This is a genomic window from Pseudomonas sp. RW3S2 (genome assembly GCF_014268955.1).
Classification (GTDB): Bacteria; Pseudomonadota; Gammaproteobacteria; order Pseudomonadales; family Pseudomonadaceae; genus Aquipseudomonas; species Aquipseudomonas wayambapalatensis.
The window spans coordinates 103689-110626 of sequence record NZ_JABWRM010000018.1; the positions used below are offsets into that span (position 1 = coordinate 103689).

A 6938-nucleotide genomic window follows, 5' to 3' on the forward strand; every position below is an offset into this window, starting at 1 on the left:
CACTACATTCAACAGGCCTATCCTCACGACGCCAGGACCCTACCGCGATGCCCAGCTCAGCCCAGATCATCGACAACACCTTCGCCTTGTATGAGCGCCACGGCGCCGACGACTACATCGGCGAAGCCATCACCCAGATCGAGCACATGTCCCAGGCCGCGCAACTGGCCATGGCCGAAGGCTTCGACGACGAGGTCGTGCTCGCTGCGTTTTTCCACGACATCGGCCACCTCTGCGGCGGTGACGCCAGCATGGGTGGGTATGGTGTGGTCAGCCATGAGCGTATCGGCGCCGAGTATCTGCGCCGTTGTGGGTTCGGCGAACGCATGGCGCGGCTGGTGGAGTTCCACGTGGAGGCCAAGCGCTACCTGACCTTGCGCAAGCCGGGCTATTACCAGCGGCTGAGCGAGGCGAGCCGGCGCACCTTGGGTTACCAGGGGGGCGTGATGAGCGATGCCGAGGCCGATGCCTTCGAGCGCGACCCGCTGTTTGCGGTGAGCCTGCGCATGCGTGAGTGGGACGAGATGGCCAAGGAGGTCGGGGTGCCGGTGCTGGACATGGCGGTGTTGAAGGAGAAGGCACTGGCCTTGATCTGAGATTGGGTGCACTCGTTAGCGCGTAGGAGCGGCGGTTCGGCGCCCCGACTTGCCCGCGAAAGGAACACCGCGATGCATGGCACCGGCTACGCCGGTGATCGCGGGACAAGCCCGCTCCCACCGGGGTTGGGCAGGCCTCAGATTTTTGAGCAAGACAGTTGCTCCTACAGAGGAGCGCCTCAGATCTGTGACACCAACGCCTCGAGTTGCTCCTGGCGCTCCGCCTGATTCACCCGTGCGCCCGGATTGAGCGTCGACCATTGCGGATGCGCCCGTGCCTTGCTCAACGCTTCCGGTAGCTTGCCTTCGCGCCAGGCTTTCTCATCCAGCTCGCCCAGCCGCACCCTGTCGTGTGCGGCATGGCCACGGCTGTCCAGGGCGAGCATCAGTTGCTGTTGGCGCAGCGCCAGCAAGCGCAGCACGCTGTCATCCACGGTCAGTTCACGCTGACCCTTGAGCCTGCCCAGCAACCGCGATCCGTAATTGCGCGCAGTTTGCAGTGCGCCGCCGGCAATGGCCCCCGCCAGCGCGGCAGCGCCAAGGGTCAGGCCGCCGACCAGCAGATCGACACCAGCCCCGGCCGCCGCGCCAGCGGCCACACCGCTGCCCAGACGTACGCCCAGCAGCTTCAGGGTCTCGGGGTTGAACAGGTCATCGCCCCAGCGACCATCCAGCAATGGCAGGTCGCCGGCATTGGCATCCTCACGGCGGAACGCATAGAGCTTGAGCAGCGCCTCGACACAACGTTGTTCGCGCTGGCGCACATCCTGGCGCAGCGCCTCGATGGCCTTGGCTTCAGCGGCAGGCTCTGCCTCGACGCTGCGTCGGCAGGCGGCACAGTCGAGCAGCAGCTCGGCGATCAGGCGCTTGCCGCTGTGCTGGCGGGCCTGGCGCTGGGCCTGCTGGTCGTCGATCAAGCGCTGCAGGGCGGGGCGGGATTTCTCCAGTAGCAGGGCAAGGCTTTCGTAGAGGCGGCGCTCGCCGTCCTCGGGCGGGGCCACGCTGTCGAACCGCACCAGCGCATGCAGCCCCAGGCGGGCCAGGGCCTCACGCCACTCCGGCTCGCGGTGCTGGCTGCTGGCGACGAAGTTGAGTACCGGTAGCAACGGCTTGCCGCAACTGGCGAGCACCTCCAGTTCATCACGGTACTTGGCCAGCACCGGCTCGCGTGCGTCGATCACGTAAAGACCGGCATTGCTCGCCTGCAACTGGCGCAGCACCTTGGCTTCCTGTTCGAAACGCTGGCGTGCCTCGCTGCCCTGGAGAAAACGTTCCAGGCGGGCTGGGCCGTCGAGACGTTCACCGGGACGCTCCAGGCGCTCCAGATAGTCGAGCAAGGCGATGGCGTCCTCTAGGCCGGGGGTATCGTAGAGCTCGAGCAGGGGCTCGCCCTCCACCGATAGCCGCGCGCCTTCGACATGGCGGGTAGTGCTGGGGCGATGGGAGACCTCACCGAAGCCGACATCACGGGTGAGGGTGCGCAGCAGCGAAGTCTTGCCGACGTTGGTGTGGCCGACCACGGCCAGCTTGAGCGGATCAGTCATGGCCATGCTCCAGCCAGGTCAGGGGCGAGGTGTCGGCGTGGGGCAGGCCGAGGCGATCGAGGGCTTCGTGCCAGTCGCCCAGGCGGGCGGCGTCCAGTGCCTGGCCAGGCAAGGCCTGGAGCAACCAGATGCGTGTGGCGCCTGCGTTGCGCGCGAGTTCGGCGAGCAGCGCCAGGCTGCCACGATCAGGCGAGCGGCGCGGATCGCAGGCGATGGCCAGGCGCGCCGGAGGAAAGCGGCTGAGCTGCTCGAGCAGTTTGTTGCGCGATTCGCGGCTGTCGAGCACACCGGCGTTAGTCACCGTGGGCGGCAGCTTGGGCGGCCAGTTGCGCTGGTCGTCCAGCTCCAGGCCCACCAGCAGGGCGCCGCTGCTGCCGGTTTCCAGCTGGCCGGCCTCGAACTGCGGCAGGTGCTCGGGGGCGGCGTCCTGGACACCGATGCGCTCGCTGCGTGGCATCAGCGCTTCACGCAGCTGGGCATGGCCTGGCAGGCTGAGGTCCAGGGCGAGTTGCCTGCGGCCCTGGCGCCAGCGCCACAGGCACAGGATGGCCAGCAGCAGACGTGGCAGCAGGCCGTACACCAGCACCACGCCGAGCAGCCAGCTGGCCCAGGCCTGACGGGCGATGTCCAGGCTCGGCAAAGTCGCGCCGCTGGCGCGGATCATGCTTTCGTCGGGAATGCTGAAACCCAGCAGCGAGGGCAGGGCGCCGAGGGCGTTGGTCAGGGCGATGAAGGGTTCGGCGGCGAGCAGGGTGGTCTCCCAGACGAAGCCGTAACGTCGGGTCGCCAGCAGCGCCAGCAGCATGCCCAGCGCCGCGCTCATCGCCAGCAGCCACAGGCCATGCACCAGCAGGCCGAGCAGCCAGCGATTGAGGCGCTTGCGCTGCAGCAGCACCAGCAGGGCGGGGGCCAGGTGCGCGGCCTTGGCATCACGGGCGAAGCGTTCGCTGAGCCATAGCCAGAGCCGGCCCAAGGCCGCGCCCTGCTCGCCAGCGAAGAAGAAGCCCAGGGCCCAGCCGATCAGCAACACCAGGTTCAGGCCCAGCAGGCTGCCCAGCGCCCAGAACACATTCACCGGGCGTTGGCCGTCACCCAGCGCCGCGAGACCGAGGCCCGCGCCGCTGAGTACGGCGATGATCATCAGGGCCAGCAGGGCCAGGCGTGCCCCCTGCTTCCAGTGGCGCAGGGCCTGGGTCATGCCGTCGCGCTCGGCCAGCCACAGTGCGCGATGCTCGATGCGTGCCGCCAGGTCGCCGCCTTGCTGGCGCGCGCGGCGGTTGGCTTCCTGGTCTTCCAGGGGCCCGGCGTGTTCTTCGCGCAGGCGCACCGCTTCGGTGAGCCAGCGTTTGTCCAGTTCGGTCGGTGCAGTCACAAGGTCTTCCATTGCACGGGTCGAGGCCCAAGCATAACCCACGTGCCGGGTGCTATCCTCGCTGGCATGAACACATCACTCCCCCTCAGCCTGATCGCGGCGCTCGCCGAGAACCGCGTGATCGGCATCGACAACTCCATGCCCTGGCACCTGCCGGGGGACTTCAAGTACTTCAAGGCCACCACCCTGGGCAAGCCGATCATCATGGGGCGCAAGACCTGGGATTCGCTCGGGCGACCGCTGCCTGGGCGCCTGAACATCGTCGTCAGCCGCCAGCCCGGGTTGACGCTGGCAGGCGCCGAGGTATTCGCCTCGCTGGAAGCGGCAGTGGCGCGTGCCGAGCAGTGGGCGCGCGAGCAAGGGGTTGATGAGCTGATGCTGATCGGCGGGGCGCAGCTCTACGGGCAGGCGCTGGAGAAGGGGCTGGTGAGCCGGATGTACCTGACGCGGGTGGAGCTGGCGCCTGAAGGGGATGCCTGGTTCCCGGCGTTCGACGCGGCGCAGTGGGCGCTGGTATCGACCGAACGGCAGGTCGAGGAAGGCAAGCCGGTGTATCACTTCGAGGTGTGGGACAAGCGATAGAGCCTGTCCTGTGGGAGCGGGTGAGCCCGCCCCCACGAATGCCCGGCAAGTGTCGGTCAGGAGTGACTCAGCTCGGCATGCTCGTCCCCGGCCAGTACTTGCTGGTCGGTCTGCTTGAGCAGTTGACTGGTCACCACGCCTGCGGTCATCGAGCCATTCACGTTCAACGCGGTGCGGCCCATGTCGATCAGCGGCTCGACCGAGATCAGCAGCGCCACCAGCTCGACCGGCAGGCCCATGGCCGGCAGCACGATCAGCGCGGCGAAGGTCGCGCCGCCTCCGACCCCGGCAACCCCTGCCGAGCTCAGGGTGACGATGGCTACCAGGGTCGCGATCCACAGTGGATCGAAGGTGTCGATGCCCACGGCCGGCGCCACCATCACCGCCAGCATTGCCGGATACAGGCCGGCGCAGCCGTTCTGGCCGATGGTCGCGCCGAACGATGCGCTGAAGCTGGCGATCGACTGTGGCACGCCCAGGCGGCGCGTCTGTGCCTCGATGTTCAGCGGGATGCTGGCGGCGCTGGAGCGGCTGGTGAAGGCAAAGGTCAGCACCGGCCAGACTTTGCGGAAGAAGCGCAGCGGGCTGACGCCAGTGAACGCCAGGATCACCCCGTGCACCACGAACATCAGCCCCAGGCCGATGTACGACACCACCACGAAGCTGCCCAGCTTGAGGATGTCATCGAGGTTCGAGCTGGCCACCACCTTGGTCATCAGCGCCAGGACGCCATAAGGCGTGAGCTTCATCACCAGGCGCACCAGGCGCATGACCCAGGCCTGCAGCACGTCGATGGCCGACAGGGCGCGCTCGCCCTTGTCCTTGTCGTCTTTGATCAGTTGCAGGGCAGCAAGGCCGAGGAACACGGCGAAGATCACCACGCTGATGATCGAGGTCGGCTTGGCCCGGGCCAGGTCGCCCACCGGGTTGCTGGGGATGAACGACAGCAGTAGTTGCGGGATGTTGAGGTCGGCGACTTTGCCTGCGTAGTCGCTGTTGATGGCCTGCAGGCGCGCGGTTTCCTGGACGCCTGCGACCAGGCCCTCGGCACTGAGGCCGAACAGGTTGGTCAGGGCGATGCCGATCAGTGCGGCGATGGCTGTGGTCAGCAGCAGGGTGCCGATGCTCAGCACGCTGATCCGGCCAAGGGCCGAGGCGTTGTGCAGACGTGCCACCGCGCTGAGGATCGAGGCGAAGATCAGCGGCATGACGATCATCTGCAGCAAGCCGACATAGCCGTTGCCGACCAGGTCGAGCCAGGCGATGGTCGCCTTGAGCACCGGATGACCTGCGCCGTACAGGCTGTGCAGCACCAGGCCGAACAGGACGCCCAGCACCAGGCCAAGCAGCACTTTTTTCGCCAGGCTCCAGTCGGTGCGACGGGTTTGCGCCAGGCCCAGCAGCAGGGCCAGGAACGCCAGCAGGTTGAGGGAAAGCGGCAGGTTCATTGAAGCTCCGTGAAGCAAAAGTAGGAATCGCCTCTGTGAGCGATTGCGAACGGAAATGCTAACAGTCTGAAAACAAACGAATTTATATCTAAATGTAATTTAGATAGTCGTTTATGGAATAACGGGATGTCGCGGTTGGCAATGAACATGCCGTTTCGGGGTCTTTCGAGGTCGGTGCCAGACGTCTGCCTGTCATGCAGGCGGTCTAGGCTTGAGCGGCCATGTCTCTGGAGAACGCACATGATGTCTGCTCCGAAACTCCTCGCGGGCGGTCTCGCCCTACTGCTCAGTGCCAGCACCTGGGCGGCTACCGAACTCAAGCACTGGCCCGCCGAGGCCGCAAAACAGCTCGACACGATGATCGCTGCCAATGCCCACAAGGGTAACTACGCGGTCTTCGACATGGACAACACCAGCTATCGCTACGACCTCGAGGAAGCGCTGCTGCCGTTCATGGAGAACAAGGGCCTGCTGACCCGCGACAAGCTCGATCCTTCGCTGAAGCTGATCCCGTTCAAGGATACCGCCGAGCACAAGGAGAGCCTGTTCAGCTACTACTATCGCCTGTGCGAAATCGATGACATGGTCTGCTACCCCTGGGTGGCGCAGGTGTTCTCGGGCTTCACGCTCAAGGAACTGAAGGTTCAGGTCGATGAGCTGATGGCCTCGAACAAGCCGGTTCCCAGCACCTACTTCGAAGGCGATCAGGTCAAGAGTATCGAGGTGCAGCCGCCGAAGGTCTTCACCGGCCAGGCCGAGCTGTACAACAAGCTGATGGAGAACGGCATCGAGGTCTACGTGATCTCGGCCGCGTCCGAGGAGCTGGTGCGCATGGTCGCGTCCGATCCCAAGTATGGCTACAACGTCAAGCCGCAGAACGTGATCGGCGTCAGCCTGCTGCTCAAGGACCGCGCCAGCGGCGCGCTGACCACGGCGCGCAAGCAGATCAGCGAAGGCCACTATGATGCCAAGGCCAACGAGGGCCTGGAGTTGACGCCCTATCTGTGGACCCCCGCCACCTGGATGGCTGGCAAGCAGGCAGCCATCCTGACCTACATCGATGAGTGGAAGCGACCGGTGCTGGTAGGCGGCGATACGCCAACCAGCGACGGCTACATGCAGTTTCACGGGGTCGACGTGGGCAAGGGCGGCATCCACCTGTGGATAAACCGCAAGGCCAAGTACATGGACCAACTGAACGGAATGATCGCCAAGCATGCGGCGGCGCAGGCGAAGGAAGGGTTGCCGGTGACGGCGGACAAGAACTGGGTGATCGTGACGCCGGAGCAGATTCAGTAAGCGTTGTAGCGCCTATGCCGGCCTCTTCGCGGGCAAGTCGGGGCGCCGAACCGCCGCTCCTACAGGGTGACCACCCCTCCTGTGGGAGTGGCGGTTC

General features: G+C 65.8%; 6 protein-coding genes. 3 read left to right on the forward strand and 3 right to left on the reverse strand.

Going from position 1 to position 6938, the window contains the following annotated elements; genetic code table 11:
* Positions 1-47: 47 nt before the first annotated feature.
* Entirely contained in the window at positions 48-596 is a 549-nt protein-coding gene (locus tag HU748_RS22115; RefSeq protein ID WP_186721941.1) for a phosphonate degradation HD-domain oxygenase, read from the forward strand.
* 179 nt (positions 597-775) lie between these two features.
* Here HU748_RS22115 and HU748_RS22120 read toward each other — a convergent pair whose 3' ends face one another.
* Both HU748_RS22120 and HU748_RS22125 read right to left on the reverse strand, forming a co-directional pair.
* Positions 776-2140, reverse strand: a complete 1365-nt coding sequence (locus HU748_RS22120; protein WP_186721942.1) for a GTPase/DUF3482 domain-containing protein — start codon at positions 2138-2140, stop codon at positions 776-778.
* On the reverse strand, positions 2133-3524 hold the full coding sequence (locus HU748_RS22125; RefSeq protein WP_186721943.1) for a DUF2868 domain-containing protein: 1392 nt from the start codon (positions 3522-3524) through the stop codon (positions 2133-2135). The genes HU748_RS22120 and HU748_RS22125 overlap by 8 nt, the downstream gene beginning before the upstream one ends.
* Positions 3525-3578: 54 nt before the next feature.
* Here HU748_RS22125 and HU748_RS22130 point away from each other — a divergent pair, with 54 nt between their 5' ends.
* Positions 3579-4094 (forward strand): dihydrofolate reductase, encoded by a 516-nt coding sequence (locus HU748_RS22130; protein WP_186721944.1) that lies wholly within the window; start codon positions 3579-3581, stop codon positions 4092-4094.
* 56 nt (positions 4095-4150) lie between these two features.
* On the opposite strand, the gene HU748_RS22135 is transcribed toward HU748_RS22130, so the two are convergent.
* On the reverse strand, positions 4151-5542 hold the full coding sequence (locus HU748_RS22135; RefSeq protein WP_186665552.1) for an L-cystine transporter: 1392 nt from the start codon (positions 5540-5542) through the stop codon (positions 4151-4153).
* A gap of 240 nt (positions 5543-5782) precedes the next feature.
* Here HU748_RS22135 and HU748_RS22140 point away from each other — a divergent pair, with 240 nt between their 5' ends.
* Positions 5783-6841 (forward strand): haloacid dehalogenase-like hydrolase, encoded by a 1059-nt coding sequence (locus HU748_RS22140; protein ID WP_186665554.1) that lies wholly within the window; start codon positions 5783-5785, stop codon positions 6839-6841.
* Positions 6842-6938: the final 97 nt, after the last annotated feature.

Bases quoted from the DNA above. Each gene is read 5' to 3' on its own strand.
- HU748_RS22135 (WP_186665552.1), bottom strand. From the start codon at position 5,542: ATGAACCTGCCGCTTTCCCTCAACCTGCTGGCGTTCCTGGCCCTGCTG.
- HU748_RS22130 (WP_186721944.1), top strand. From the start codon at position 3,579: ATGAACACATCACTCCCCCTCAGCCTGATCGCGGCGCTCGCCGAGAAC.
- HU748_RS22140 (WP_186665554.1), top strand. From the start codon at position 5,783: ATGATGTCTGCTCCGAAACTCCTCGCGGGCGGTCTCGCCCTACTGCTC.
- HU748_RS22115 (WP_186721941.1), top strand. From the start codon at position 48: ATGCCCAGCTCAGCCCAGATCATCGACAACACCTTCGCCTTGTATGAG.
- HU748_RS22125 (WP_186721943.1), bottom strand. From the start codon at position 3,524: ATGGAAGACCTTGTGACTGCACCGACCGAACTGGACAAACGCTGGCTC.
- HU748_RS22120 (WP_186721942.1), bottom strand. From the start codon at position 2,140: ATGACTGATCCGCTCAAGCTGGCCGTGGTCGGCCACACCAACGTCGGC.